General features: G+C 65.9%; 26 protein-coding genes, 1 tRNA gene and 3 pseudogenes. 17 read left to right on the top strand and 13 right to left on the bottom strand.

All coding sequences use genetic code 11. The features are described 5' to 3' along the window. The first annotated feature begins 12 nt into the window (after window positions 1–12). The 8 genes and pseudogenes from ACEL92_RS19875 (at window position 13) to ACEL92_RS19910 (ending at window position 8,847) form a co-directional block, all read left to right on the top strand. A complete protein-coding gene (locus ACEL92_RS19875) occupies window positions 13–705 on the top strand; it encodes a VOC family protein (RefSeq protein ID WP_374022383.1) in 693 nt (230 codons plus the stop codon). Window positions 706–708: 3 nt separating this feature from the next. After that, window positions 709–2,505: an FAD-dependent monooxygenase gene (locus tag ACEL92_RS19880; protein WP_374022384.1), complete on the top strand. Its 1,797-nt coding sequence runs from the start codon at window positions 709–711 to the stop codon at window positions 2,503–2,505. A 101-nt stretch (window positions 2,506–2,606) separates the two neighbouring features. Beyond that, window positions 2,607–4,838: a pyruvate dehydrogenase gene (locus tag ACEL92_RS19885; RefSeq protein ID WP_374026296.1), complete on the top strand. Its 2,232-nt coding sequence runs from the start codon at window positions 2,607–2,609 to the stop codon at window positions 4,836–4,838. Window positions 4,839–4,847: 9 nt separating this feature from the next. Continuing rightward, complete coding sequence (locus ACEL92_RS19890; RefSeq protein ID WP_374022385.1) at window positions 4,848–5,606, top strand: SDR family NAD(P)-dependent oxidoreductase; 759 nt, start codon at window positions 4,848–4,850, stop codon at window positions 5,604–5,606. Between the two features lie 80 nt (window positions 5,607–5,686). Continuing rightward, window positions 5,687–6,520, top strand: a complete 834-nt coding sequence (locus tag ACEL92_RS19895) for an SDR family NAD(P)-dependent oxidoreductase (RefSeq protein WP_374022386.1) — start codon at window positions 5,687–5,689, stop codon at window positions 6,518–6,520. Window positions 6,521–6,683: 163 nt separating this feature from the next. Next, the gene (locus ACEL92_RS19900) at window positions 6,684–7,658 is read left to right on the top strand and encodes an NmrA family NAD(P)-binding protein (RefSeq protein WP_374022387.1); all 975 of its coding nucleotides are present in this window, start codon (window positions 6,684–6,686) and stop codon (window positions 7,656–7,658) included. Window positions 7,659–7,842: 184 nt separating this feature from the next. Continuing rightward, window positions 7,843–8,256: pseudogene (locus tag ACEL92_RS19905) on the top strand (recombinase family protein); the annotation flags it as partial. Between the two features lie 186 nt (window positions 8,257–8,442). Then, window positions 8,443–8,847, top strand: coding sequence for a MarR family winged helix-turn-helix transcriptional regulator (locus ACEL92_RS19910; RefSeq protein WP_374022388.1), 405 nt, complete (start codon window positions 8,443–8,445; stop codon window positions 8,845–8,847). Window positions 8,848–8,946: 99 nt separating this feature from the next. On the opposite strand, the gene ACEL92_RS19915 is transcribed toward ACEL92_RS19910, so the two are convergent. The 3 genes from ACEL92_RS19915 to ACEL92_RS19925 form a co-directional block, all read right to left on the bottom strand. Then, window positions 8,947–9,330, bottom strand: a complete 384-nt coding sequence (locus tag ACEL92_RS19915) for a type II toxin-antitoxin system death-on-curing family toxin (RefSeq protein ID WP_374022389.1) — start codon at window positions 9,328–9,330, stop codon at window positions 8,947–8,949. Beyond that, window positions 9,327–9,533: a CopG family transcriptional regulator gene (locus tag ACEL92_RS19920; protein WP_374022390.1), complete on the bottom strand. Its 207-nt coding sequence runs from the start codon at window positions 9,531–9,533 to the stop codon at window positions 9,327–9,329. The genes ACEL92_RS19915 and ACEL92_RS19920 overlap by 4 nt, the downstream gene beginning before the upstream one ends. A 192-nt stretch (window positions 9,534–9,725) precedes the next feature. Next, complete coding sequence (locus ACEL92_RS19925; protein WP_374022391.1) at window positions 9,726–10,487, bottom strand: hypothetical protein; 762 nt, start codon at window positions 10,485–10,487, stop codon at window positions 9,726–9,728. Window positions 10,488–10,772: 285 nt separating this feature from the next. On the opposite strand from ACEL92_RS19925, the pseudogene ACEL92_RS19930 reads away from it, so the two are divergent. Continuing rightward, window positions 10,773–10,925 (top strand): annotated as a pseudogene (locus ACEL92_RS19930) (TetR/AcrR family transcriptional regulator); the annotation flags it as partial. Beyond that, window positions 10,926–11,369, top strand: a complete 444-nt coding sequence (locus ACEL92_RS19935) for a hypothetical protein (RefSeq protein WP_374026432.1) — start codon at window positions 10,926–10,928, stop codon at window positions 11,367–11,369. A 331-nt stretch (window positions 11,370–11,700) separates the two neighbouring features. Here the strand turns inward: ACEL92_RS19935 and ACEL92_RS19940 are convergent, their stop codons facing one another. Beyond that, window positions 11,701–12,039 carry a TetR/AcrR family transcriptional regulator gene (locus ACEL92_RS19940; RefSeq protein ID WP_374022392.1) on the bottom strand — a complete coding sequence of 113 codons (339 nt, stop codon included), beginning with the start codon at window positions 12,037–12,039 and terminating at the stop codon, window positions 11,701–11,703. Window positions 12,040–12,211: 172 nt separating this feature from the next. Between ACEL92_RS19940 and ACEL92_RS19945 the strand changes: the two genes are divergently transcribed. After that, the gene (locus ACEL92_RS19945; protein WP_374022393.1) at window positions 12,212–13,075 is read left to right on the top strand and encodes a cyclopropane mycolic acid synthase family methyltransferase; all 864 of its coding nucleotides are present in this window, start codon (window positions 12,212–12,214) and stop codon (window positions 13,073–13,075) included. 323 nt (window positions 13,076–13,398) lie between these two features. Here ACEL92_RS19945 and ACEL92_RS19950 read toward each other — a convergent pair. The 3 genes from ACEL92_RS19950 to pgm form a co-directional block, all read right to left on the bottom strand. Then, window positions 13,399–13,474: transfer RNA gene (locus ACEL92_RS19950), tRNA-Ala, on the bottom strand. 53 nt (window positions 13,475–13,527) lie between these two features. Then, window positions 13,528–14,697: an MFS transporter gene (locus ACEL92_RS19955; protein ID WP_374026297.1), complete on the bottom strand. Its 1,170-nt coding sequence runs from the start codon at window positions 14,695–14,697 to the stop codon at window positions 13,528–13,530. A gap of 92 nt (window positions 14,698–14,789) precedes the next feature. Next, the gene (gene pgm / locus ACEL92_RS19960; protein ID WP_374022394.1) at window positions 14,790–16,418 is read right to left on the bottom strand and encodes a phosphoglucomutase (alpha-D-glucose-1,6-bisphosphate-dependent); all 1,629 of its coding nucleotides are present in this window, start codon (window positions 16,416–16,418) and stop codon (window positions 14,790–14,792) included. Between the two features lie 104 nt (window positions 16,419–16,522). On the opposite strand from pgm, the gene crcB (ACEL92_RS19965) reads away from it, so the two are divergent. Both crcB (ACEL92_RS19965) and crcB (ACEL92_RS19970) read left to right on the top strand, forming a co-directional pair. Continuing rightward, complete coding sequence (gene crcB, locus ACEL92_RS19965; protein ID WP_374022395.1) at window positions 16,523–16,918, top strand: fluoride efflux transporter CrcB; 396 nt, start codon at window positions 16,523–16,525, stop codon at window positions 16,916–16,918. Continuing rightward, window positions 16,915–17,298, top strand: a complete 384-nt coding sequence (crcB, locus tag ACEL92_RS19970) for a fluoride efflux transporter CrcB (protein ID WP_374022396.1) — start codon at window positions 16,915–16,917, stop codon at window positions 17,296–17,298. The genes crcB (ACEL92_RS19965) and crcB (ACEL92_RS19970) overlap by 4 nt, the downstream gene beginning before the upstream one ends. Here the strand turns inward: crcB (ACEL92_RS19970) and ACEL92_RS19975 are convergent, their stop codons facing one another. Genes ACEL92_RS19975 through ACEL92_RS19985 form a run of 3 tightly spaced genes read right to left on the bottom strand, consistent with a single transcriptional unit; the run spans window position 17,299 to window position 19,162 of the window. Next, on the bottom strand, window positions 17,299–17,913 hold the full coding sequence (locus tag ACEL92_RS19975) for a GNAT family N-acetyltransferase (protein ID WP_374022397.1): 615 nt from the start codon (window positions 17,911–17,913) through the stop codon (window positions 17,299–17,301). It lies immediately after the preceding gene. Continuing rightward, window positions 17,910–18,785 (bottom strand): LLM class F420-dependent oxidoreductase, encoded by an 876-nt coding sequence (locus tag ACEL92_RS19980; protein ID WP_374022398.1) that lies wholly within the window; start codon window positions 18,783–18,785, stop codon window positions 17,910–17,912. Before ACEL92_RS19980 ends, ACEL92_RS19975 begins: the two co-directional genes overlap by 4 nt. Window positions 18,786–18,805: 20 nt before the next feature. Beyond that, window positions 18,806–19,162 (bottom strand): DUF488 domain-containing protein, encoded by a 357-nt coding sequence (locus ACEL92_RS19985; RefSeq protein ID WP_374022399.1) that lies wholly within the window; start codon window positions 19,160–19,162, stop codon window positions 18,806–18,808. 48 nt (window positions 19,163–19,210) lie between these two features. On the opposite strand from ACEL92_RS19985, the pseudogene ACEL92_RS19990 reads away from it, so the two are divergent. After that, a pseudogene (locus ACEL92_RS19990) lies at window positions 19,211–20,485 on the top strand (DUF222 domain-containing protein). A 6-nt stretch (window positions 20,486–20,491) separates the two neighbouring features. On the opposite strand, the gene ACEL92_RS19995 reads toward ACEL92_RS19990, so the two are convergent. The 3 genes from ACEL92_RS19995 to ACEL92_RS20005 all read right to left on the bottom strand — a co-directional run bounded on the left by ACEL92_RS19995 (window position 20,492) and on the right by ACEL92_RS20005 (window position 23,243). After that, window positions 20,492–21,187: a DsbA family protein gene (locus ACEL92_RS19995; RefSeq protein ID WP_374022400.1), complete on the bottom strand. Its 696-nt coding sequence runs from the start codon at window positions 21,185–21,187 to the stop codon at window positions 20,492–20,494. A gap of 18 nt (window positions 21,188–21,205) precedes the next feature. Beyond that, window positions 21,206–22,129 (bottom strand): CoA ester lyase, encoded by a 924-nt coding sequence (locus tag ACEL92_RS20000; RefSeq protein ID WP_374022401.1) that lies wholly within the window; start codon window positions 22,127–22,129, stop codon window positions 21,206–21,208. Window positions 22,130–22,280: 151 nt separating this feature from the next. Continuing rightward, the gene (locus tag ACEL92_RS20005) at window positions 22,281–23,243 is read right to left on the bottom strand and encodes a ferritin-like domain-containing protein (RefSeq protein ID WP_374022402.1); all 963 of its coding nucleotides are present in this window, start codon (window positions 23,241–23,243) and stop codon (window positions 22,281–22,283) included. Between the two features lie 334 nt (window positions 23,244–23,577). On the opposite strand from ACEL92_RS20005, the gene ACEL92_RS20010 reads away from it, so the two are divergent. From ACEL92_RS20010 to ACEL92_RS20020, 3 genes are all read left to right on the top strand, one after another. Continuing rightward, entirely contained in the window at window positions 23,578–23,850 is a 273-nt protein-coding gene (locus tag ACEL92_RS20010; RefSeq protein WP_374022403.1) for a WGxxGxxG family protein, read from the top strand. Between the two features lie 209 nt (window positions 23,851–24,059). Beyond that, on the top strand, window positions 24,060–24,629 hold the full coding sequence (locus ACEL92_RS20015; protein ID WP_374022404.1) for a hemerythrin domain-containing protein: 570 nt from the start codon (window positions 24,060–24,062) through the stop codon (window positions 24,627–24,629). Window positions 24,630–24,667: 38 nt separating this feature from the next. Further along, window positions 24,668–26,110 carry a YdiU family protein gene (locus ACEL92_RS20020; RefSeq protein ID WP_374026298.1) on the top strand — a complete coding sequence of 481 codons (1,443 nt, stop codon included), beginning with the start codon at window positions 24,668–24,670 and terminating at the stop codon, window positions 26,108–26,110. Window positions 26,111–26,112: the final 2 nt, after the last annotated feature.

Consider the following 26,112-nt stretch of genomic DNA (forward strand, 5'->3'; position numbering starts at 1 on the left):
AAAGGAGTTACGTTGAGCGCCACACCAAGTCCGCTGCAGCCCTCCGATTCGGCGGGCTCTGACGACGCCGCCTCCGGCCCTCCGGATCTGAAAGACCTTCCCGACCGGCTGGTGCCGGATTTCATCGCCCACTGGGTGGTCAAGACCGCTCGTAGCGCAGAAATGATCGAGTGGTACGGGCGGGTTTTCGGCGCCCGCATCGTTCACGAAGACAACCAGATCGCCTTTCTCACCTGGGATCACGAGAGCCATCGGCTGGCGCTGGTGAAACTTCCCATGCCGTTGCGGTACGTCTTCCCGCTGTCGCGATGGCGCCGCAAGACCTACGGCATCGACCATCTGGCATTCACCTTCACCTCGGTCGAAAGGTTGCTACTGACCTATGAACGGCTGAAGAAGGCGGGGATCACCCCTGTCTGGTCCATCAATCACGGGCCTACGACCAGCCTGTACTACGAGGACCCCGAGGGCATCCGGCTGGAATTTCAGACCGAGAACTTCCCCACCGCCCAGCAGACCGCCGAGTACTTCACCAGCAACGAGTTCAGTGAGAACCCAATCGGCACCAACATCGACCCGGACTACCTTCTTGAACAGCTCCGCGCGGGCGTACCACAAGAGGACCTGCTGACGCGGGGCGCCGGCACCCGGCCAGGCACCAAGCCCCGCTCCAACAAGCGTGCGATTACCTGGAAGACGTTGTGAGACATGGGCACTGACTCAGTCGTCATCGTAGGTGCCGGCGCCGCCGGGTCGACCATGGCCCTACTGCTGGCCCGCTACGACATTGCGTGCACGGTAGTCGAACAACGCAGTGATCCCCGCCTGCATCCGGCCGCGCACGTCATCAACGGCCGCACCTTCGAGATCTGGAACCGGGCCTCCCCCGCGCTTACGCGCGCCCTGGAATCGATCACTCCGCCGATCGACACGGTCAACATCATTCGTTGGTGTACCGACGTGCGCACCGCACCGCTCGGAGAGATCGACCTGCTGTCCCAACCCGACCGGCTGGCCGAAGTCCGCACGCACAGCGCATATCTCATTTCCCACATTGGTCAGCACCTGCTCATGCCGGTGTTGTGGGATGCCCTTGACAACGAGGCCTTGATCGACTTCCGCCGGGGGTGTTGCGCCGAGATGGACGGCGAGAGGCTGATCCTGCGTTCGGCGGGCTCTCAGCCGACTGTGGTGTCACCGCAGTACATCATCGCCGCTGACGGGGCGAACAGCACGTTGCGCGACGCCGCCGGAATCGCCATGCAGGGGCCGGTGCTGGCCAACATGGGCAGTGTCTTCTTCCACGCGCCCGGGATGTATCCCGACGGCGCCGACCGCCCCCTGCTCAGCTGGATCTACCATCCTCGCTTCAGCGGCGTGATGATCGCCCACGCCGACGACGACTACGTGCTGATGACCCCCTATCTGCACGGAGCCCAACTGATCGCGCGCGATAGCCACCGATACTGGGACCGCATCCTGCCCAAAGTAATCGGTTCAACGCCCTACCGGATCCGGTCGACGGGAACGTGGACCATGACCTCTCAGCTCGCCGATCGATTCCGCCACGGACCGTTGCTGCTCATCGGTGACGCCGCACACCGCTTCCCGCACACCGGCGGCTTCGGACTCAACAGTGGCGTCCAAGACGCCCACAACCTGGCCTGGAAGCTGGCGGCCATATTGCGTTCGGGGGCGCCGGACTCACTGCTGGACACCTACGAGACCGAACGGCGGCCTGTCGTCACGCGTTTCGCTGAGCAAAGCACCAACAATCACTTCATGCTTGACCAAGTGACCGAGCCACTGGGCATCACCAATCGGTCTCTGCACCAAGCGACCGAACTCGCGGGAAAGCTAAGTCTGAGCTGGGTTCCCGACCGAATGGTCGCGGCCGTCGCCGACGCGTTGACCTATGCCCAAACTTCACGCACCAAAAGCCTTTTGCGCCACGGCGCCCGCGGTCGGCGACTGCGCCAGCACATCACTGATGCGGTACCGGGCCAAGAGGAGCACTTCGTGGCCAGCGGCCTGGAATTCGGCTATGCCTACACCAGCTCGCTCATCGACACCTCCGAAGGACGCTGTCCCGACAGCGATGTCGCGTTCTATCAACCGACTACCCAACCCGGAGCCCGGCTTCCGCATGCGCTCGTCACCACCCAGGACGGTTCGCACGTATCGACCCACGACGTCCTCGCGAACACCGGGCTCACCCTGTTCACCGCCGACCCCCAGGGCTGGAGCGTGAGCCTCGCCGAAACGCCGATGACGGTGCCGATCACGGTGGTCGCCTTGAGCGCGGCGAACACCGACGATCGTGTTGCGTTGATCGACCTGTTCGAGGCCGGCGAACGAGGCGCCGTCGTGGCGCGGCCCGACGGACACGTGGTGTGGCGCACGAACATCGACGTCTCGGAGGCCGATCGGCTTCTCGAATTCGTCGAACGCGCGTGGGCCGACGTCTACCCCGCGCGGGTGCCGAACCTCCAGGAGGCACCGTGACCATCGCTCATCCGTTGGGCTCCGCCCCTTCCCCGCACGACCGGAACGCTACTCCCGACCTTGATCTCATCGCCTCGCGTGTGCTGTGGTTGTCGACGGCGATGGTCCACCACGCCAACCGAATTCGGCCGAATCCCACCGGCTTGAAAGTTGGTGGACATCAAGCATCGTCGGCCTCCATGGTGGGCATCATGACGGCGTTGTACTTCGGGCAACTGCGGCCCGATGACCGGGTCTCGGTGAAACCACATGCCTCCCCGGTACTGCACAGCATCAACTATCTGCTCGGAACCCTCGACGAGCGGTACATGACAACGCTGCGGGAATTCGGCGGCTTGCAGAGTTATCCCAGTCGGTCCAAAGATCCCGACCCGGTCGACTATTCGACCGGATCGGTGGGAATCGGTGCCACGGCTCCTATCTGGGCTACGTTTGCGCGCCGCTACGTCGATACCGTATTCGGCGGCGCAGGAACGGGACGCCAATACTCTTTGGTGGGCGACGCAGAACTCGACGAGGGCGCGGTGTGGGAGGCGGTGATGGACGCAGGCGTGCAGGAACTGGGCGAGATTGTCTGGATCGTCGACATGAACCGCCAGTCCTTGGATCGCGTCGTGCCCCATATCGCCTCCCAGCGCCTGCAGGACGCATTCGCCGCCGCGGGTTGGCAAGTGCTCACCGTGAAATTCGGGATGCTGCTCGAAGAGCTGTTCAGCCGGACCGGCGGCGATGCGCTGCGTACCCGGATTCTGACCATGCCGAACCCCGAATATCAACGCCTGCTGCGCTGTTCTGCTCACGAACTGCGCTCGAGGCTGCCGGGCACCGGCTCGGATGCCGCCACCGTTGCCGCAGTGATCGACGATCTCGACGACGCCACCCTGTTGAAGGCGATCGGCAACCTCGGCGGGCACGACATCACCGCAATGCAGCAGGCCTACGCCCAGATCGACGACTCCCGTCCCACCATCATCCTCGCCTACACAATCAAGGGGTACGGGCTACCCACCCAAGGTCATCCGCAGAACCACTCCTCACTGCTGACCGATGAACAGTTCGTTCAGCTGGCCCAAACATTAGGCGAAGACCCACAAAATCCCTTCCGGCGCTTTGACTCTCACTCATCGCCCGCCCAGCTCTGCGAGCAGACCGCCAAACGATTACGCCGGGGCGAGATTCGCACCAGCGAACCACCGCCGGTGCCGGCCGACATCGGCCGCACCCCGCCGGCAGTGTCGAACACCCAGAGCGCATTGGGGCGCACGTTACTCGACCTGACGCGGGAGGCGCCCGAGGTCGCCCAACGAGTGGTGACGGTGAGCCCCGACGTCAGCTCCAGCACCAACCTCGCCGGGTGGCTCAACAAGGTGGGTGTGTGGTCGCCCTCGGAGAGGCCCGACTGGTTCGCTGACGACGCCGACTCCATCATGCATTGGCGTGAAAGCCCGACCGGGCAACACATGGAACTCGGCATCGCCGAAGTCAACCTGGTGGGCCTGCTCGGTGAGCTCGGTGCCACCTGGAGCCGGTGGGGCCAGCCGCTGCTTCCCATTGGTGTCCTCTACGACCCGTTCGTCGAACGTGCGCTCGAACCGTGGTCGTTCGGCATTTACGCCGGCGGGCAATCCATTCTGGTCGGTACCCCGTCCGGGGTCTCCCTGGCCGCCGAAGGCGGTGCGCACCAATCGATCAAGACCCCGTCCATCGGCCTCGAGCAGCCCGGCTGCGTCAGCTACGAGCCGGCTTTCGCCGCCGAGGTCGAGTGGATCCTGCTGCACTGCCTCGGCCTGTTGGGACGTCCGGATGGAACCTCGTCCTACCTTCGGCTGTCAACCCGGCCCGTCCGCCAAGAGCTGGCGCGCATCCCGCAAGATCCCGCCGCCCGCGAACGGCGTCGCCGCCACGTACTCGCCGGCGCATACACGCTACGCCCCGTCGCCACGCCGGCGGTCTGCATCGCCGCGATGGGCGCCCTGGCCACCGAAGCCAACGACGCCGCCGACCGGCTCGCCGACATGGGCGTTGACGCCGAAGTCGTATGCGTGACGAGCCCAGACCTGCTCTACCGCGCCATCCGGAGTCGCGACGGGCTGGCCGAGGCGCCCTCGTGGATCCTGGACCAGGTCTTCCCCGCCGAGCGCTCCGCACCGATGGTCACCGTGCTCGACGGGCATCCCCATACCCTGGCCTTCCTGGCAACCATCAATCAGGTGCGCTGTAAATCGTTGGGAGTGAGTACCTTCGGGCAGGCCGGCGACCTCGACGCGGTGTACCGGTACCACGGCATCGACGCCGACAGCATTGTGCGCGCCGCGCTTGACGTCACTTCGTAAGGAACGAATATGAGCCATCGCCTCGAAGGACGCACCGCACTGATCACCGGGTCGGGCCGCAACATCGGACGCGCCATCGCTGTGCTGTTCGCCCATGAGGGTGCGAACGTCATCGTAAACGGACATCAGGACAGAAGCGCCGTCGACGACACCGTGCGCGAGATCGAGAGCTTCGGCGGCACGGCGATCGGCATCATGGCCGACGTGGCCGACCCCGACGCGGTTGCATCCATGATTGCCGAGGGCGCCGCGCGTTTCGGCTCGATCGATATCGCCGTCAACAACGTCGGGCGGCGCAAACGTCAACCACTGGACGAGATTTCCATCGCCGACTGGCAGGAAACCATCAACTACAATCTCAACTCGGCGTTCTATGTCGTCCATTACGTACTGCCGGGCATGCGGCAGCGCGGGTGGGGTCGCATCATCAACATCGCCGGTTACGATGCCTGGACCGGGCATATCTCTCAACGCGCACACAACGTGGCGGCCAAGGCCGGCATGCACGGACTGACCAAAGCCGTCGCGCGGGAAGCGGGAGTGTGGGGCATTACCTGCAACACCGTTGCACCCGGCGCCATCAACACCATTCGTGACGAGTCGCAGTACACGCACGTGGACATCGAAGCGATCGCCCAGCGCCTGGCCATCAAGAAGGCCGGCGATCCCGAAGACATCGCGGAGGCGTGTCTGTTTGTCGCTGGCGAGTCCGGCAAGTTCGTGACCGGTCAGGTCATTCATGTCAACGGCGGCGAATTCATGCTGTGAGCCTGCCGCAAGCCGGTCAGCCCGGCGAAGAAATCGCCTAAGTCGCGACAGCGCAAGCCGGCGCCACAGACAGGAGGATGATGTCATTTAAACCCGCGCGCTCACTGGTCACCGGCGCCAGCTCTGGCATCGGCGAGGCGTTCGCGCACGCGCTGGCTTCCCGGGGCTCTGACCTTGTCTTGGTTGCACGCCGCAAAGAGCGGCTCGACCGGCTGGCGACACAGCTAAGCCAGACCTATTCGGTGCGTTGCGAGACAGTCGAATTCGATCTTTCAGTGAGCCGGCCGGGGGGCCGGCTGCGCGAACGCGTCCCCGGCGAGGTCGACTTGCTGGTCAACAACGCCGGATTCGCCGCCCAAGGCCCGTTCCTCGACGGCGACGGCGACGAATTCGCCCGAGTGATCGCCGTCGACGTCAGCGCCATGGTCGATCTGTGCCACGCATTCCTCGCGCCAATGGCGCAGCGCCGACGCGGCGCCATCATCAACGTCACGAGCACCACGGCGTTTCAGCCGGTTCCCACTCTCGCGGTGTATTCAGCGGCGAAAGCGTTCGTGCACAGCTTTTCCCAATCGTTGTGGTTTGAGGCTAGACAGCACAACGTGAAAGTGGTGACGCTCGCGCCCGGACCGACCCGCACCGAATTCTTCAACGTCATCGGCGAAAACGCCGCCGTCACCGGCGCGATGCAATCGCCCGAACAGGTCGTTACGACCGGAATGCGCGCCCTTGACCGACGCTCCGCGCCGCCCTACGTGGTCTCTGGGCGGGCTAACGCCATCAACGCCCGGATCGCGGGGCTCACCCCACGCCGGTTATTGATCCCGATTGTGGCTCGCATGCTCCATCCGATGCCGCCGACCCCCGGCTCAGACGACGGGAGTGCGGCCGTAGCCACCCTGCCACTGCAATAACCGACGCCATCACGTCCCTTCCCGTTCCTATGTGGGATCGGGCCACACCTTCTAACGACGGGAGATTCATGAGTACCGCACACGACCGGGACACGCCGCGCAGCGGCGGGCATCCGCTCCTAGCTTTCGACCGCAAGGCGCTTGCCGTCACGGGGCCACAGTCATGATCCTGGTTATCAGCGCTGCCGGCGGGGTGGGCCGCCCGCTGGTGCGCGGGCTCACCGTGCGCGGCCTGAAGGTCCGCGCGTTCGTCAAAAACAGCGCCCAGGCCCAACTCTCGCGGACCGACGGGGCCGCCGAGATCGCCGTCGGCGATCTACGCGCCACCGCTGACCTCGAGCGGGCGCTCGTCGGTGTTCGGCAGGTCTATCACGTGGCTCCGACCCAGGTGATCGATGAAGTTCCCATTGCTGAGGTGCTGATCAAAGCGGCCGGCGCAGCGGGCGTGGAACACATCGCATTTCATTCGGTCATCCACCCCGACATCAAGGAATTGGTGCACCACCACCAGAAGCTTCTGGTCGAAGATTTGCTTCACAAATCCCAGATCCCGTTCACCATATTGCGCCCGTCGCACTACATGCAGAACTACCTGGAGTTCTGGCAGTTCATTTTGGCTGGACTGGCGCCCTACCCGGTATCGACGAGCAGCGTCATGGGGGTCGTCGACGTCGAGGACGTCGCCGAGGTCGCTGCCAATGTGCTCGCCCGACCCGATGACCACATCGGCAAAACCTATGACCTGTCGGCCCAAGAACTCACCCGCGACCAGATGGCCGAGATCTGGGCCAAAACACTCGGACACAACGTCACTGCCGTGCGGCTGCCGCCGGACGCGGTGAACAATCCCCTTGCCGCCGCCTCGAGCCTGCCCACCATCGTGTTCGACTCGCTGCGCAACGTCGGGCTCAGGGCGCTGCCTGAGGTGATTCGGGGCCTGCGTGAAGCCTCCAATGCCCGCGGTATCAACAGCTGGCCACGTGAAGCGCGAAATGCATACGTCACGATGATGACCTACTACGACGGCCACGGTCTGCCGGCCGGCGATCTCGACGACTTGCCGCGACTGCTCAATCGCCCACCCACCACGTACGCACAATTCGCGCGGCGCATTGCTATCGAGCGCGGAGCGCTCTGACCCCACGCGCAAGGTGAGCACGGTCGATCCGGTCCCGTCTCATCCCGCGGCGCCGAATTGCACGGCCGCGACGGGTCGCTACAGGAATGGGCCGCCCGGTGCGGCCGGGCACGTGCTGGGCATCTGATGGCCTAGGCCGTGCAGTTCGACCGTTACGGCGGCATCGAATACGCGCACCCCCGGCGACGCAATCGCCGTGGTTGGAATCGACCAACTTGGGCGGAAATGCCGCCGAGGTTATAGCCATGAGCAGGACCTGCGTGACCGCATCATCATTCTGGGGTCGGTCCGTGAGGGCATTAACACGTCAAACGCCACGTGCAGTATGGCGACGGGCGTGCTGGCCAGCATTACCGAACTTGAACTCAAATTTGAAGGCGAAGGGCGTAGTGCGGCGCGTGAGGCGCGTCGAGCACGCGGACAGTCCGTTGGGCGGCCACGGTCGCTCGACAACTCGAAAGCCGCTCTGGCACAGCGGATGCATGCTTGGCCGAGCAAAACGACAGGGCCGGTGCCCGAGGTAGGGGGACGTAGATATGTGCACGCCCCCCAAAAACTCCGTGTTTGCGTTGAACGGCGCGGTGGCGAAATCCGTTAGCTGACGATGAGCGCGAAATACCAGGCCTCCATGTCTTTGGATCCTGCACCGTCTTCGCGGGTTACAGAATCGTTCGGTTGCTCGGCTCCGGCAGGATGAGCGAAATATACCTAGTCGCGCATCCTCAACTGCCCCCGAGGACTATGCGACCGGGACAATTTCCGAGAAATTCCCGAGCCTCGGGGCGTGAGCTTCGCTGCGTCCGGTGCCTCAAACATCCTTTCCGCGGCCGACTACGAGATCCTGGCGGTGCTTTCGGAGTACGAGGGGGACCGCATGCCCGCGCACGACATGTGCAACACACTGGGCTGGGAGAAGAGCCGGGTCTCCCACCAGGTGCGGCGCATGCAGGAGGACGGGCTGATCTGCCGCGAGCCCAACCCCGACGACGCCCGCAGCACCATGGTCTGCCTGCTGCCGGCCGGCCGCGCCGCCATCGAGAAGGCGGCACCCCGCCACGTAGAAGACGTCCGCCGCAAATTCATCGATCTGCTTTCCCCGGCGGAGCTCGACCCGCTCACCGCTCTCAACGAACGGGTCCTGCACCACCTGGCCAAAGAGGATGACTCCCCCGCCGAAGACGAGCCCTGATCGCCCCCATCAGCGGGCGCGCGGATGTGGCGGTGGACCTCCGCGACGTATCGGCGGAGCCAGTCAAACTTCACAAGTCCTGGTTGCCCACCGGACAGCTCACCCCTCCTGGTAGCTCCAACTGCGCAGTCGTTGCGCGATCTCGTCCAGACCGGTCATTGCACCAGTGGCGACCTTGATCACGAAATCAAAGCGCTCGTCCTCGGACGCACTAATCCAGTGAGCGTTGATGGCCAGGAAGGTCCGACAGGCTGTCCAAGCGAGTCGCTTGTTGCCGTCCACCAGCGCATGATTTCGGGCCAGGGAGTGCAACAGTGCGGCGGCCTTCAAATAAAGATCCGGATAGGCATCCTGGCCGAACACTCTGGCGCGAGGCCGTGCCAGAGCCGATTCAAGCAAGCCGTAGTCCCCGACCACGACATCGTTCCCGACGGCCGCTCGGGCAATGTCCAGCAAATCTTCGAGATCCAGGAACTCGGTCACGCGTCTTTAAGACGTTCCAAAACCCCGGCCTCCTCACGGACGACACGTTGCAGCGCCGCGGCGACCTTGGCCTTGTGCGCTCGCCGGGCGATGTACTCGTCGATGGCAGACAGCGCAACAGCCTGCATCGAACGGCCTTCAACAGCGGCCTGCCGTCGCAGCGCCTCCGCTTGTTGCTCACTGGGCCGCAAAGTCATTCCCATGGAGAGAATGATACCGGGTTGATACCACTTTCCGCGGAACCGATGATCGCAGCAGACACTCCACCCAACCGGGGACTACCAACCAGGCCGGCGTTCTTCCGCGACCTCGTCGGGGCGGAGCGCATTCTCGACGGCAGCGGTCGATCTCGGTGGTCGTGGGACTAATGATGCTGAGCGGTCGACAGCAGAGAGCTAGAATGCCACAGCGAGATCTTGGCGAGTCAATCTGCGCACGCCCCAAAAATAGGTGACGAGGGGCATGGTGCACCACAACAGGTTCAGGACCACGAACTTGACCCACATCTCGAGCGGGCTTGTCATGCTTTGCATATTGTTCGCGATCTCCACGCCGAAGTAGACCGCCGGCAACGTGACCTCCACGATCATTCCGCCCATGATGAAGGAGAGTTGAGTGCTGGTGAATCGCTTGCCATTTCGGAAGAATTGCACCATGGCATACGCTTCGAACATACCGATGAAGAACGCGATCCACTCAAGGACCACGATGAGCGGGTCACCGTTCAAATAGCGTGCGTCCCCGCCCAGGAGAATGGGCGACCACATGTAGCTCCAGAGCGCGCCGCTTTCAACGCCTGCTCGGATCTGATCGAAGAACAGAAGCCACGGGAGCTCCCAGATGAACCGAGGCGTCAGGGCGATGAACACCCACACAATCACCATCGCACCCAGCCGTTGCGTTCTTGTCCAATCGCGTTGTCCCGGAAGGGGTAACCACGGAAGCGCAAGCGCGGTCACGAAGCAGCCGACGACAAAGACCACCAACGTCGTGGATGCGACGACATGCGACACCCCGGCATGGAATTCGAGGTACCAGAAGACAACATGGATGACGAAGAAGAACGCCAGGATGCCGAAGAGGGATTTTTGCAGTGAGGAGAGCCCGCGCTTGCTCGACGAAACGCGTTTGCCATCCTGGGGGATCGTCTCCGTCAACTCATACCTCCATGTACGTGGCGGACTGGCCTGCCGGAGACGAATTCCGCGAACGTCCACTGACAGCAGTCACATTCAGTAACAAGTGCCGACGGACCCGTCGCTTCAGCTGACGACTGACGTTTGGGTCAAGCACTACTCACGTCTTTGCTAGCATGGCATATGCCATGTTTGAATGGCAAGGGTAATCATCCGCACCGGCAGCACGCGTGCGCGACCAGTCGACGCACACCGGTGTCATAAGGTGCTACGGATGAGGCGACACGCTAGGCGGGGCGCGCGGCAATGAGTGGGCGCAGGAGTCCCGACCGTCCCACGACCGGTCGCCGTGAACGTGGTGATCGCACACGTGAACGCCTCATCGACGAAACGGTCCGTTGCATCCGCGAAGAAGGATTCTCGGCCGCTAGCACACGACATATCATCGACCGCGCCGGGGTGACGTGGGGCGTCATCCAGCACCACTTCGGCGACCGTGACGGCCTGCTGATCGCAGTCATCGACGACGCGGTCGATCGCCTGGTCGCCTCGCTCGAAGCGTTGTCCGACCCAACTCAACCGATCGAGACCACCGACTTGGTGCGGGGCGCATGGGAAGCGTTCGCCAACCCCAAAGCGATGGCCGGTCTAGAGATCCTTATATCGACCAAAGAGCTGCGTTCCGGACTCGACAGCCGGCACATGGAGCGACTCGGCGCAGCTCTCGCTCGTCTGACCCGGCGGTTGCAAACCAGTCATGGCGGCCAGAACGCGGTGGCCATCGGCATGCTGCTGTGGACGACTCCTGTCGCGATGATGATCGCCGAAATGTTCGCCACACTGCCCCTCGAAGTCGGCGAGGCCCAACGGGCGATCGTCGACCTGATCGACCGCCAACCCTGACGCACCAAATCCGCCGGGTCGCCGTCATGTGCAGCTTCTGGACCCACCGGTAAACCGCGCGGGCCAAGCCTGGTGGAGCTAAGGGGGCCAGACACCTCGTAAATGGAGGGTGGCAGCCAACAAGCGGGCGTCGTCGCGAAGCCGTCGTCAGGGTGAAAGGCGCAGCAGAACCAGTCAACAGTTGTCGCAATGATTTTGACGGGATCGATACCGATGGACTTCAGTTCATCGGTGTCGCTCATCTTGCGAACCAGTTCGACGAAGCGGCCCATGGCGGCTCGTTGTGGCGATCGTGCCGAAGCTCCCAACGCGGGCACATCACGAATCCAGGTCAGGGTGAGGTGGCGACGCCGTTCGGTCCAGTCGAACCACGCCTCCACCGCTTGGCGTACCTGGGTTTGCCACGGCGCGGTTGGTCCACCGCGGCGGCCACCGCGGCCAGGTTGGCGTCGTTGGTCTCCGACAGCAGGGCGACCAGACACGCTTCACGGTCAGTGAACTCCGCATAAAACTTCGTCTTCGAGGTCTTCGCCCGCCGCACGACATCGGCCACCATCGTCTGCCCGTAGCCAACCTCGGCGATGCACTCCGCCATGGCGTCCAGGATGCGGCGTCGGTAGTGCCGGATCTCGCTATCGCCGAGCCCTGCGCCGTCCACCACCGTGTCCACCTCAGCTCCTTTTCGCCACCCGATGATAGGTCCCCGCTGTGGGATTCCGGTACACCGATGTACTAGTGTGCGGGTACATCGGTGCGCCAAGACGGATTGCGGCGCCGATGATTTGCGAGCCGGTCCGATTGCTGCCGGGATGTAGCCCTCGCTCACAGAAAGGTGTTGTCGCTTGCCGAAAGAGTTGGAACCGCATTTCGACGACGTGCAGGCGCACTATGACCTGTCGGACGACTTCTTCGCACTGTTCTTAGATCCGACCCGGACCTACAGTTGCGCGTATTTCGAGCGCGACGATATGACGCTTGAAGAGGCGCAGAACGCGAAGATCGACCTCGCGCTTGGAAAGCTCGGGTTGCAACCGGGCATGACGTTGCTCGACGTGGGCTGTGGCTGGGGGGCGATCATGCGCCGGGCGGTCGAGCAGTACGACGTCAACGTCATCGGCCTGACACTGAGCAAGAACCAGGCCGAACACGTCCGAAAGATGTTCGACGAGCTGGACAGTCCGCGATCCAGGCGGGTTCTGCTGCAGGGCTGGGAGCAGTTCGACGAGCCCGTCGACCGCATCGTGTCCATTGGTGCGTTCGAGCACTTCGGGCACGATCGCTACCCGGACTTCTTCACAATGGCCTATGACGTGTTGCCCGCTGATGGAGTGATGCTGCTGCACACCATCGTTGGTTTCAATCCGGCCGAGGCCAAGGAACTGGGGATACCGATCAGCTTCGAGTTGGCCAGGTTCATCAAGTTCATCATGACCGAGATCTTCCCCGGCGGTCGGCTGCCCTCGATTCCGATGGTGGAGGAGCGCGCCGCCGAGGGCCGGTTCACTGTGACTCGGGTGCAGCGCCTGCAGCCGCATTACGCCCGCACCCTGGACATGTGGGCCTCGGCGCTGGAGGCTCATAAGGACGAGGCCATTGCCATCCAGTCGCAGGAGGTCTACGACCGGTATATGAAATACCTGACCGGGTGCGCCAATCTGTTTCGCCAAGGCCAGACCGACGTCTGCCAATTCACCTGCGAAAAGTAGCGGTCGCCTGTAGGTCCGGGGAGCCGGAACCTGCACCCCGAATGACGTGCAGTCGACGACGGTCGGGGGCCACTGCGTGGTCGTCATCGGACCCCAACTGCCCCCCAACTGCGTAGTGACACAGGCGGAATCGTCGGCGATGGGAGCTTGCGCTGATCAGGCCCGCGGCGGCGCCCATCGCCGCGCCGGGTATCGGCAACTAACAACACCCGTTAAATAAGTTCACTGACTCGCAAGCGGACTGTGCACCCGCTGGTGCCTGAACTGTCGTCAGAACTGTCGTCAAACGACCTGCCGAGTACCAAAACAAATGCCGTCTTGCCTGGTGGAGCTAAGGGGACTCGAACCCCTGACCCCCACACTGCCAGTGTGGTGCGCTACCAGCTGCGCCATAGCCCCAAGTCGTGCCAATCGAAGCTACACCAACCGCCACCCCGGTTCAAAGCCGCTGTTCAGGCCGCCTCGCCGTCGGCGTCGGGCTCCGCCAGGCCGTGCTCCGGGTGGACTAGCGTCCGCGTTTCCGGCGCCAGCACCCAGCCAAAGGCGGCGATCAGCAGAACGATCCCGCTGATCCCGAAGCCCCAGCCGAAGCTCAGCTTCTCGGCGGCCCAACCGACGGTGACGGATCCGACGATGGCACCCAGATCGGACAGCATTTGGACCGCCGCCACCGGAATGCCCGCCCGCGCCTCGCTGCCGAGGATGTCGGCCACCGCGGCCTGCATCGGTGACATGAAGATGCCCGTCGTCGCACCGGATATGGCCGCGGCGACCATGAAGGCCGGTAACGACGACACGATTCCCAGCGCGGCGGTGGCCACGCCGGACGTCGCCAGGCCGACGATCAACAACGTGCGCCGCCCCATCCGGTCGGACAGGTAGCCGCTGGGAATGACCGCGACGGCGTTTCCGGCCGCGAAGGCCGCCAACGCCACTCCGATGACGCCGACGCTCTCCCCCATGACATCGGCCAGGAACAGCGGCACCAGCGCGACGCGCAGACCGAATGCCGCCCAGCCGGTTGCGAAATTCGACAGCAGCGCCGACCAATACGCGCGGACCCGCAGCGCCTGCCGCATCGTGACCGTCGACCGTGTAGGCGGCGGGGGCGCGGCGAGTTCGGAGTTCCGCAGCCCGTAGAACAGCACCACCGCCACGCCGACCATGGCGACGCCGTAGACGATGAACGGAGCGGTCAGTCCCCATCCCGCCGTCAGGCCGCCGATCGCCGGACCGCCGACGGCGCCCACCATGAACGACGTGGTGAACATCCCCGCGATCCGTCCGCGCGCGTCGGGCGGGCTGATGTGGATCATCAGTCCCAGTGCCGAGACGTAGAACATCGTCGACCCGATGCCGCTGATCGCGCGGAAAAGCAGCAGCTGCCAATACGCCTGCGAATACGCGCACGCGATCGTGGATAGCGCGACGATCAGCAAACCACCGATGTAAATCCGCCGCTCGCCCAGCCGCTGCACCAGCACGCCACTGACCGGCGCGAAACACAGCCGACTCAACGAAAAGACGGTGACCAAAAAAGTCACCGCCTTGATGCTCACCCCGAAGGTATGGGCGAAGGCGGGCATCGCCGGGGAAACCACCCCGTAGCCCAGCGCGACCATCACATTCGCCCAGCTGAGGATCCAAACTTCGCGCGGCAGTCGGCTAGGACGGGTGCCGCGTCCCCCCGAACGGGCGAGGCGGAGGGAAATGGTCACCCAATGACTTTATTAACCACCTCGCGCGCGGCTTCCTGCACCTCCGCCAAATGCTCGGGGCCATTGAAGGATTCCGCGTAAATCTTGTACACGTCCTCGGTGCCGGACGGCCGCGCGGCAAACCAAGCATTGGCGGTCGTCACCTTCAATCCGCCCAGCGCGGCGCCGTTGCCGGGCGCGGCGGTGAGTTTCGCGGTGATCGGCTCGCCGGCCACTTCGGTCGCGGTCACCTGCTCGGGAGAAAGCTTGGCCAGCCGGGCTTTCTGATCACGATCGGCCGGCGCGTCCACCCGCGCGTAGAACGGCGTGCCGTACTCGGCGGTCAGCTCCTGATAGCGCTGCGACGGGGTCAATCCGGTGACGGCCAGGATCTCGGAGGCGAGCAGCGCCAAGATGATGCCGTCCTTGTCGGTGGTCCATACCGAGCCGTCGCGCCGCAGGAAGGACGCGCCCGCCGACTCCTCGCCGCCAAACCCGATGGTGCCGCCGATCAGGCCGTCGACGAACCATTTGAACCCAACGGGCACCTCGACGAGCTTGCGGCCGATGCCGGTGACCACCCTGTCGATGATCGACGAACTGACCGCGGTCTTGCCGACGGCGATGCCATCCGGCCACGACGGCCGGTGCGTGTACAGGTAATCGATGGCCACCGCCAGATAGTGGTTCGGGTTGAGCAGCCCGCCGTCGGGCGTGACGATGCCGTGCCGGTCGGAGTCCGCGTCGTTGCCGGTGGCGATCTGGTACCGGTCGCGGTTGGCGATCAGCGAGGCCATCGCGTCCGGCGAGCTGCAGTCCATCCGGATCTTGCCGTCGTGGTCGAGCGTCATGAACCGCCACGTCGCATCGACCAGCGGGTTGACGACGGTCAGTTCCAGCCCATGCCGCTGGGCAATCTCGCCCCAGTAGTCCACGCTGGCACCGCCGAGCGGGTCCGCGCCGATCCGCACCCCCGCCGCCCGGATCGCGTCGATGTCGACGACGCTTGGCAGGTCGTCGACATAGTTGCCCAGATAGTCGTGCCGCTGCACGGCTTGCAGCGCTCGCGCGAACGGCACCCGTTTCACCCCGGAGCCGTCGCGGAGAATCTCGTTGGCGCGCTTGGCGATTGCGTTGGTCGCGTCGGTGTCCGCCGGGCCGCCGTTGGGCGGGTTGTACTTGAAGCCGCCGTCGGAGGGCGGGTTGTGTGACGGCGTGACGACGATCCCGTCGGCCAGTCCCTCGGTGCGCCCGCGGTTGTAGCTGAGAATCGCGTGGCTGACCGCCGGTGTCGGCGTGTAGCGGTCGGCATTGTCGACGACGGCCACTACCTCATTGGCGGCCAACACCTCCAGCGCCGACACCCACGCCGGCTCGGAAAGGCCATGCGTGTCGCGGCCGATGAACAGTGGACCCGTGGTGCCGTGCGCGGCGCGGTACTCGACGATGGCCTGGGTGATCGCCACGATGTGGGCCTCGTTGAACGCCCCGTTCAGCGCCGAGCCGCGATGGCCCGACGTGCCGAACACCACCTGCTGAGCGACGTCGTCGGGGTCGGGCGCAATCGAGTAGTAGGCCGTCACCAGGTGCGGCAGGTCAACAAGGTCTTCGGGCTGGGCCGGCTGACCGGCGCGGGGGTGGGCCATGGTTACCAATTCTGCCCGCGACACACGTCGCTGACTTGTCAGGTACTTTTCTGACGTCCCGGATTCACCCATCTGTAAGTCCTGCACAGGGGAAGGGATCACGCGTGGCACACGACTTTCGCGAGCTGGCCGCGGTCTTCGCCGGCGGGGCGCTGGGCTCGCTGGCCCGTGCGGGTTTGGGCACGCTCGCCGCCGGCGACCCGGCGAGGTGGCCGTGGCCGACGTTCGTGGTGAACATCGTCGGCGCGTTCCTAGTCGGGTACTTCACGACCCGGTTGCTCGAACGCTTGCCATTGTCGAGTTATCGGCGGCCCCTTCTGGGTACGGGATTGTGCGGTGGGCTCACGACCTTCTCGACAATGCAGGTCGAGACCCTCAGGATGGTCGAGCACGGCCACTGGACGCTGGCGGTCGGCTACACCGTCACCAGCATCGTGGTGGGACTGCTGGCCGTACACCTGGCCACCAAATTGGTGCGCCGGGACCGGGTCCGCGGATGACGGCCGGCGCGGGCACGACGGTCGCGGTCTGGGTCGGTGTGGCACTGATCGGTGGCATCGGTTCGGTGCTGCGCTTCGTGGTCGACCGCGCGGTGGCCCGCCGGGTGGCCCGATCCTTCCCGTTGGGCACGTTGGCCGTGAACGTCAGCGGCGCAGCGCTGTTGGGCTTTCTCGGGGGCCTGGTGCTGAGCAAGGAAGCGGCCCTGCTGGCCGGCACCGCGTTCGTCGGCGCCTACACCACGTTTTCCACCTGGATGCTGGAAACTCAGCGGCTCGGCGAGGAGCGCCAGCTGCGCGCGGCGGTGGCCAACATCGTGGTTAGCGTCGCACTCGGTGAGGCGGCCGCGTTCCTGGGGCAGCGGATCGCCGAGCAGCTCTGATCAGCCGCCGGGGATGTCGTCGGGCGTGCGGGGCAGCGCGTAGAGCGCCATCCGCCGGTTCGACATGTCGTGCTCGCCGAGAAAGACGCAGCCGCCCCGTTCGCAGAACGTGCGCGCCAGGACGTTGCGGTGGTCCGGATCGAACATGATGCGCCGGCATTGCGGGTCGAGGCCCAGGATGCTGCCCACCAAATGGGGCAACAGGTGACTGACGTGACCCCGCTTGATGTAGTCCAGATCGGCGACCGCGACGTGCAAGCCTAGATCGTGCGGATCGTGGTCATACCGATTGGCAATGGAATCCTTTGCAGCCCTGTACAACTCGATATAGCCTCGGGGCACCGCGTCGAGCGTCGCGACGAACGGTCGGGAGAAGTCGCCGTCGAGTTGCGCCCGCAGGTAGCGGCGCCAACGCGCCGCCGGCCAGGCGGACTCCCATGCTTCCACTAGGTGCGGCCGGTTCATCCACTCGGCGATCATGTCGGCGTCGGCGTCCGGATCGGCCAGCCGCAACCCGTAGGGCTCGGGCAAGGTCGGGATGGGCGGCGGCGGGACGGCGCGGACGTCGTCGCGGACGTCGGTCAACTCCCGCGGCAGTATCGGGTCGTTAATCACGCCGGCGCCCCCGCCATCCACCGTTCGGCCAGTGCCGAAACCCACTCGGCCGCCGCCTCGGGGCGATCGGGCGGCGCCGCCACCAGAACCAATTCGTCGACGCCCAGATCGGCGAGGGCGCCGAGATCAGCGACGCTCGGATCGCGCAGCGCCACCGACAGCCTCAGCTGCCCGCGGTCACGCCCCGCCTCGCCACATAGCCGCTCCAGCTTGGCGAGGCGACCGCGCACGGCCTCGACACCGTCGAGGTTGAAGCCGTACCAGCCGTCACCCCACGTCGCCACCCGCCGCAGCGCCGAATCACTATTGCCGCCAACCACTATCGGGATGTGGCGGTCGCGGATCGGCTTGGGGTTGACCCGAATCGAGTCGAAGCTGACGAATTCACCGTCGAACGAGGCGACGTCATCGCGCCACACCGCGCGCATGGCGGCAACGTATTCGGCGGCGCGCTCGCCGCGGCGGGCGAACGGCACCGAAAGCGCGGCGAACTCCTCCCGGGACCAGCCGACCCCGACGCCCACGGTCAGGCGCCCGCCGCCGAGCCGGTCCAGGCTGGCGGCCTGCTTGGCCACCACCACCGGATTGTGCTCGGGCAATAGCAGGACACCAGTCGCCAGCCCGATCCGGGATGAGGCCGCCGCGGCGAAGCTCAGTGCGATCATCGGGTCGAGCCAATCCGCTTGTGCCGGAACGGCAATGACGCCCTCGTCGGAGTACGGGTACCGGGAGGCGGGTCGATCGACCATGACGACGTGTTCGCCGGCCCACAGCGTGGCAAATCCGCAGCCGTCCGCGGTCGACGCGACGGCATCGATCACGGCGCGATCGGCGCCGGAGCCGATCCCCAGGGCGTGCAATCCCAGCTGCATCGCACGATCGTCTCACGCGTTCAGTGGCTTTTCAGCAGCTCCGCGAGGACAGCGGCATGGCTGATGTCCGGCTCGCGGGTCGCGGTGACCAGGGTGACGACGCCGCGCCGGGCCAGCTCACGCAGTCCCTCGAACGCCGGATTGTCGTCGAGTTCCGCTTCGTAGCGCTCGGCGAATTCGTCGAAGTGTTCGGACCGGTGGTGATACCACTTGCGGAGCTCGTTGGACGGCGCGACGTCCTTGGACCAGATGCCGACCCGCGGGTCGCCCTTGCGCACTCCTCGCGGCCACATGCGGTCGACCAGCACGCGCTGACCGTCGTCCGGGGTGAGCTCGTCGTAGACCCGCGCCACCCGGATCCGGTTCCCGGCGCCCACACCGCCAGCGTAAGCGGACTTGTCGCCTGGCGTGCTATAGTCGAACATATGTTCGAAGAACTGTACGTCATCGATCCGAATGCCGACGAATCGGCGCTGATCGAGCGCATCGCGGAGCTGGAGGCGGCCAAGTCGGCGGCCGCCGCCGGGCAGGCGCGCGCGACGGCCGCGCTGGATGCGGCGCGTCGAGGTGCCGAGGCGGCCGCCGGCGTACCCGCCGCCCGGCGTGGCCGCGGAGTGGCCCACCGAGGTCGCGCTCGCGCGGCGCGATGCCCCGGCGCGGGGCGGGCGACACGTGGGCTTCGCCAAAGCCCTGGTGCACGAGATGCCGCACACGCTGGCGGCGCTGGAAAGTGGGCAGCTGTCGGAATGGCGGGCGACCCTAATCGTGCGCGAGAGCGCCTGCCTGGACGTCGAGGACCGGCGGACCTTGGACGCGGAACTGTGCTCCGAGCCGGCGAACCTGGACGGCATGGGCGATGCGCGAGTGGCCGCGGCAGCTAAGGCGATCGCCTATCGCCTGGACCCGCATGCCGTCGTCGATCGTGCGGCCAGGGCGGAGCGGGAGCGCACGGTCACCATTCGGCCCGCGCCCGACACGATGACGTATCTCACCGCGTTGTTGCCTGTGGCGCAAGGGGTTTCGGTGTATGCGGCGCTGCGACGCGAGGCGGACACGCGCGGCGACGGGCGATCACGCGGGCAGCTGATGGCCGACACCCTGGTGGAGCGGGTCACCGGCCGCAGCGCAGCGGTCCCCACCCCCGTCGCCGTCAACCTGGTGCTCTCCGACGACACGCTGCTGGGCGGTGACAACGCGCCGGCCGACCTCTCCGGCTACGGCCCCATCCCGGCGACGGTGGCGCGCGCGATGGTCAGCCGCGCCGCCACCGACTCGCGCTCGCGCGCGACCCTGCGCAGGCTTTACGCGCACCCCCGGGCCGGGGCGCTGGTGGCCATGGAGTCACGGGCACGGATCTTTCCGCGCGGGCTGGCGGCGTTCATCGCGCTGCGCGACCAACGTTGCCGCACGCCCTACTGCGACGCGCCCATCAGGCACAGCGACCACGCGCACCGTGGGCCGCCGGCGGCCCGACCACCGCGGACAACGGCCTGGGCCTATGCGCGGGTTGCAACTACGCCAAAGAGGGCGCGGGTTGGCGGGTGAGCGCCGCCGTCGACGAAAACCACACCCACACCGCGCAATTCACCACGCCCACGGGCAAGACCTACCGATCGACGGCCCCGCCGCGCGCCCCGGTGATCACGATCAGCGAAATGGAATTCCGCATCGGGGTCTCCATCGCGCGCCATGCGGCCTGAGCCGGGTCAAGCCTGGCCGGTGAGGCGCTGGACATCGACGACCTCGCCGCGGTTGATGCTGACCCAATCGCGCCCATCCAGGTAGGGACGCAGCGCGCGGCCGATCAGCTCCGCATCGGCCTGCGACTTGGGGCGCTGCAGCTCGTACACGTGCGGCAACTCCGCCATGCCGGTGACGACGTTCCACAGCGTCAGGGCCTCGGGCCCGGCCGGCGGGTCCACCAACACCGGCCCAAACAGGCACTGCCCCAACAAAAACAGGGTCGGCACCCCATAGCCGCCGGCGTCGACTACCCGTTGATGGTCGTGGCGGATCTCGTCGTGGGTGGTCGGGTCATCGAGCGCCGCATCGAGGAGCGACGGCTCGGCCCCGAGCTCGCCCAGCAGGCGGCGGGCGACGGCGCGGTCGTGCGGTTTGCCGCCCAGCGTGTGCAGTTCGTTTCCGATCGCGGCGTACCACTGGTCCAGCAGCGCCATGTCCGTTCGGCGCAGCAGCGCGCCGATCCGCATCAACGACCACCCGTACGACCACTCCCGCTCCCAGGGGTGCTTCTGGCCCTCGGACCGGTTGATCTCCTCGAGGCTGAAGAATCGCCAGTTGATGGTGATGCCGAGTTGCTCGCGAACGTCCCGGATCCACAGCGACGTCTGATAGGCGAACGGGCACATCGGGTCGAAATGAAAATCCACCACAAGGCTCATCTCGACCCGCTCTGCCGCTCAGTAGTGATAGGTGTCCGACGGCGCGGGTGAATGATCCCGTTCTTCGTCGTCGAAGTCAGACGATTCTATGTCGTACGCGCGGGCCAGCTCGAGAATCTTGGTAGCCCGCGCAATGCGCGGCAGGTCCGATCCGTTGCGGATTTCCCCCCCGTCGCGTTCGAACTCGGCGAAAAACTCCTTCGCCCAGGAGATTTCGTCCTGCGATGGCGACAGGCCCTCATTCACCACGGCGCATTGGTCCGGGGTGAGGCAGATTTTGCCCGTCATCCCGAATTCCACGGAGACGGCGGTGGCCTCGATCAACTTCAGCGCGTTGGAGCCGATCGTGGGTCCGTCGATGGCGCTGGGCAGGCTCGCCGCCTTGGCGGCGATGGTGAAACGCGACCGGGCGTAGGCCAGCGTGCTGGGGTCTTCGCCGAAACCGGTATCGCGGCGGAAGTCGCCGATGCCGAAGGCGAGCCGGAACGTGCCCTTCGCGGCGGCGATCTCGGTGATGCGCTCCAGGCCGCGGGCCGTTTCCACCAGCGCCACGATCGGCACGTTCGGCAGCCGCTGCGCGGTCTCGGTGACATGGTCCACTGATTCGACCATCGCCAGCATCACCCCGCCGACCGGTGTGCCGGACAGCGCGGCGAGGTCGTCCGCCCACCACGGGGTGCCGAAACCGTTGACGCGGACCCAGTCGGTGTTGCCGGCGCCCAGCCAGCTCACCACGTTGTCGCGGGCGGCGTGCTTGTCTTTGGGGGCGACGGCGTCCTCGATGTCGAGCACGACGATGTCGGCCCTAGAGTGCGCCGCGGATTGGAACCGGTCGGCGTGCGCGCCGTTGACCAAGAGCCAACTCCGGGCCAAAACGGGATCGATGCGGTAGCCGATGACGTCGTCGGGCTCCGTCGCGCTGCTGTTGACCTGGTCGTACATGCGTCTCTCGCGGTTATCGATATCGGACTGGTGACTTAACCGTAGCGATGTCCCCAAACGGTCGGTTGGGCATGCCCCCCGGGCACAGAAAGGCCGGGCCGCCCGGGCGGAGGAAACCCCCACCCGGGCGGCCTGGTGTTGAACTGCTGGGCTAGTTGATGCCGACGACCTCTTGCGCGATCGCGGCGAGACGCGTTTGGGCGGCCGACACGACCCGCTGGCGGCCCTTGTTGGCTTCTTCGTAGGCGATGATCGCCCGCACGTCGCTCGGATTCGCGAGCCCCTTCACCTCGGCGACGGCCTCGCTGACGTTGAGCTCGTCGTAGTTGGCGATGGGCAGCTCGTCGGCGTCCAGGACGCCCACGGCGGCGCGTGCCGCATGCAGAGCGTCGGCCGTCTGCCGCGCACCTTCGTTGCGGGTGACCTTCTCGGCCGCCTCGAGCGCGGCGTTGCGCGACGCGGCGAGCGCCCGGGTCGCCACGTCACCGGCGTGCGCTCCCCGGCTCACCAGTTCGTTGAACGTCGGCCGGGCCGAACGCAGCGCGTCCGCGGCCCTGTCGACCCCCCGGACCGACCATTCGACCGGCAGGTTCACCAATTTCACCGCGGTACCGGCCGCGGCCTGCAGCGGCGTACGGCGCAGCGCGGCGGGGCCGCCGAGCGCATCTTCGGCCAGCACGGTCGTCAGCCAGTCCACGGTCGCCGAGTGCGCCGTGATCAGCCGCGTCGCCAGGCTCTCGATGTCGGGAAGTTGAGCCGCGACCGCCAGGGCTTTCAGGTACCGGGAACGGTCCAGCAACTGATCTTCCAGCGCTAGGTCGCCCAGGAGCGCCTCGTCGAACGGTTGCGCCTGCTCGGTCAGGGCCTTGAGGGCCGCGGCCGCCCGGCCCAGGAGCGGGCCGACGACGTCGGGAACACCGCCGAGCTCGCGGATGGCCTTCTCGATCGCCTCGGATCGCTCGCGGGCGTTGGACGCGTTCTGCGTGAGCTCACGCTGAACGGCCTCGGTACGTGCCTGCGCGATGCGGGTTTCCGCGACCTGGATCTCGGTGTTGGTCAGCTGGTGAAGCGCACGCAACTGCGCAAGCACCGTCGTCTTGTCCGATGAAGTCATTCGAAGAATTCGCCTCCTGCGTTGATGTTCTGGATCGGCACGAAAGCGCCTTTTTAGCGGCTACCCATTCGCCCCGCGGCCGATAACATCGGCCTCATCCGTGTGACGCAGATCTCTTTCGTGGCTGCCGCCCGGAACCGGGGCCGACCTGGCCAGCAAACGAAAACTAGCTGGGAATGGGTTTCACCCAGGGCGCCCGGGGTAGCTATTCCTTCGCTCGCTGCGGCCTTGACCGTGCGTAGCTTCCCGCGGGGACTAGAGCAACCTGGTCCCCCGACTGCGTCTCGGTCAGGCCGCTGAGCTCCGACCGAGAAAGAACCAATGAGGAGTAGACATGCGTAGGACCATTGCAATCGTTTCAGCCACCGGAGCATTGCTGTTCGGTGGCGCCGGTGTCGCGAATGCCACCATTTCGACTGCGCCCGCGCCGTCGTCCACCACCACTACGTTGGCGGACAACAACAACAGCAACGACCAGCACAGCGACAAGAGCGGGCTGTGGGGCCTGGTGGGCCTCCTCGGCCTGGGCGGACTCGCCGGACTCAAGCGCCGGAACAATGTCGCGGACACCGGCGTCGGGCCGGCCACCCGCGACCGCACCGTCTAACTCCCCTCCAGATCCCCGTCAGGCGCCCGCCGCCTGACGGGGATCTGGTTATCGTCGGCACCCTTGACCGAAACACCTTGCGCTGCAAGCACTCACCACCCGCGCGCCCAGGCGTCGTTTAGGCGGTTGTGCAGCGGGTATGTGTGGCGAAGGCGCACACAGCCCATCGTGCGCATCCCGAATCCGCGAAAACACTGGAGGTACCGGCGATGGCCGACATGATTGTCGAATCGCCCGAGGAGGTCGTCGCCTTCCTGAAGGCGCAGCACAACCTCATCGAGGATCTGTTCGACGAGGTGCTGCATGCATCCGATCCCCAGGCACGGGAAAAGCCGTTCGCGACGCTGCGTCAATTGCTGGCCGTGCACGAGACGGCCGAGGAAATGGTGGTGCACCCGCGCGTGCGCCGGGAGGCCGACGCGGGCGACGCGATCGTCGACGCGCGACTCAAAGAGGAGCACGAGGCCAAGGAATTGCTGTCGAGCATCGAGGACCTCGACGTCACCTCGCAGCAGTTCATCGATGAGGTCAAGAAGCTCCGCGAGGCCGTGCTGGCGCATGCGCAACAGGAGGAAAGCGAGGAGTTCCCCGTGCTGCAGCGGGAAGTCGACGACGCCGACCTCAAGCGGATGGGCGCGGCGGTGCGTGCGGCTCAGGCCATCGCGCCGACGCACCCGCATCCCGGTGTGGAGTCGGCGAAGATGAATTTTGCTCTCGGACCGTTCGCGTCGATGCTCGACCGCGCCCGCGACCTCATCGGGCAGGCACTCGGTTCGTAATTCGCCGTAGGCTCGGTGAGGTGAACGTCGCCCCGGACATGACCGTTGCCCTGCAGGACCGGTTCTTTCGCGCACTGCCGGAGATGGCCGTCCGCTGGCAGGCGGAGCCGCCGGCAGCGCCGCGGTTGCTCGCCCTCAACGAGCCGCTCGCGGCGGAACTCGGCCTCGACGCCGCGTGGCTGCGAAGCCCAGATGGGTTGCGCTTCTTGGTGGGCGACCTGCTCCCCAGCGACGCCGTTCCGGTTGCCCAGGCCTACGCCGGCCATCAGTTCGGCGGCTTTGTCCCCCGCCTGGGCGACGGCCGCGCCCTGCTGCTCGGCGAGCTCGCCGACGGCGAGGGGCGCCTGCGCGACGTCCACCTGAAGGGCTCCGGGCCGACACCGTTCGCGCGAGGCGGCGACGGCCTGGCGGCCGTGGGTCCGATGCTGCGCGAGTACATCGTCAGCGAGGCGATGCACGCGCTCGGGGTGCCGACAACGCGATCGTTGGCCGTCGTCGGCACCGGCCGCCCGGTCCTGCGCGAGGCCGAGCTCCCCGGGGCAGTCCTGACGCGGGTGGCCAGCAGCCACCTGCGCGTCGGCAGCTTCCAGTTCGCCGCCTCCACCGGGGACATCGACCTGCTGCGGCGCCTCGCCGACCACGCGATCGCCCGCCACCATCCCGGCGCCGCGCACGCCGAACGGCCCTACCTCGCGTTGTTCGAGGGGGTGGTCGCCGTCCAGGCGTCGCTCGTCGCGCGATGGATGCTGATCGGGTTCGTCCACGGCGTGATGAACACCGACAACATGACGATCTCCGGCGAGACGATCGACTACGGGCCGTGCGCCTTCATGGAGGCCTACGATCCCGACACGGTCTTCAGCTCCATCGATTTTTGGGGGCGTTATGCGTACGCCAACCAGCCCGTCGTCGCCGGCTGGAACCTTGCCCGGTTCGCCGAGACGCTGCTTCCGCTGCTATCCGACGATGTCGAGCAGGCGGTAGCCCTCGCGGAGACGTCGTTCGGGGTCTTCCAGCGGGAGTACGACGCGGTGTGGTCGTCCGGGATGCGCGCGAAACTCGGCCTGCCCGACGTCGAGGCCACCGTCTCGGCGGCCCTGGTCGACGAGTTGCTCGCCCTGCTCAAGAACAGCCACGTCGACTACACCTCGTTTTTTCGCCAGCTCGGCCGGGCGGCGCGAGGCGACGCCGAGCCCGCGCGCGGCTTGTTCGTCGACCTCGCCGGCTTCGACGCGTGGCTGTCGCGCTGGCAAGCGCTGCGACCGGATGCCGACGTCATGGACCGGGTCAACCCGATCTACATTCCGCGCAACCACCTGGTGGAGGAAGCGCTGACGGCCGCGACTGCGGGTGATCTGGGCCCCCTCGAGGCGCTCCTCGCCGCGGTGACCTCCCCCTATGACGAACGGCCGGGCCTGCAACGCTACGCCAGTGCGGCCCCGGAGGATTTCGGCAAGTACCAAACCTTCTGCGGCACTTAGCC

Origin of the sequence: Mycobacterium hainanense (genome assembly GCF_041890355.1) — a bacterium.
In the GTDB taxonomy this organism is placed as follows: Bacteria; Actinomycetota; Actinomycetes; order Mycobacteriales; family Mycobacteriaceae; genus Mycobacterium; species Mycobacterium hainanense.

Coding starts and splice junctions, on each gene's coding strand:
- ACEL92_RS19880 (WP_374022384.1), top strand. CDS start 709: ATGGGCACTGACTCAGTCGTCATCGTAGGTGCCGGCGCCGCCGGGTCG.
- ACEL92_RS19885 (WP_374026296.1), top strand. CDS start 2,607: ATGGTCCACCACGCCAACCGAATTCGGCCGAATCCCACCGGCTTGAAA.
- ACEL92_RS19890 (WP_374022385.1), top strand. CDS start 4,848: ATGAGCCATCGCCTCGAAGGACGCACCGCACTGATCACCGGGTCGGGC.
- ACEL92_RS19895 (WP_374022386.1), top strand. CDS start 5,687: ATGTCATTTAAACCCGCGCGCTCACTGGTCACCGGCGCCAGCTCTGGC.
- ACEL92_RS19900 (WP_374022387.1), top strand. CDS start 6,684: ATGATCCTGGTTATCAGCGCTGCCGGCGGGGTGGGCCGCCCGCTGGTG.
- ACEL92_RS19920 (WP_374022390.1), bottom strand. CDS start 9,533: ATGGGAATGACTTTGCGGCCCAGTGAGCAACAAGCGGAGGCGCTGCGA.
- ACEL92_RS19955 (WP_374026297.1), bottom strand. CDS start 14,697: ATGGTCGCGCTGGGCTACGGGGTGGTTTCCCCGGCGATGCCCGCCTTC.
- pgm (WP_374022394.1), bottom strand. CDS start 16,418: ATGGCCCACCCCCGCGCCGGTCAGCCGGCCCAGCCCGAAGACCTTGTT.
- crcB (WP_374022396.1), top strand. CDS start 16,915: ATGACGGCCGGCGCGGGCACGACGGTCGCGGTCTGGGTCGGTGTGGCA.
- ACEL92_RS19980 (WP_374022398.1), bottom strand. CDS start 18,785: ATGCAGCTGGGATTGCACGCCCTGGGGATCGGCTCCGGCGCCGATCGC.
- ACEL92_RS19995 (WP_374022400.1), bottom strand. CDS start 21,187: ATGAGCCTTGTGGTGGATTTTCATTTCGACCCGATGTGCCCGTTCGCC.
- ACEL92_RS20000 (WP_374022401.1), bottom strand. CDS start 22,129: ATGTACGACCAGGTCAACAGCAGCGCGACGGAGCCCGACGACGTCATC.
- ACEL92_RS20005 (WP_374022402.1), bottom strand. CDS start 23,243: ATGACTTCATCGGACAAGACGACGGTGCTTGCGCAGTTGCGTGCGCTT.
- ACEL92_RS20010 (WP_374022403.1), top strand. CDS start 23,578: ATGCGTAGGACCATTGCAATCGTTTCAGCCACCGGAGCATTGCTGTTC.
- ACEL92_RS20015 (WP_374022404.1), top strand. CDS start 24,060: ATGGCCGACATGATTGTCGAATCGCCCGAGGAGGTCGTCGCCTTCCTG.
- ACEL92_RS20020 (WP_374026298.1), top strand. CDS start 24,668: ATGACCGTTGCCCTGCAGGACCGGTTCTTTCGCGCACTGCCGGAGATG.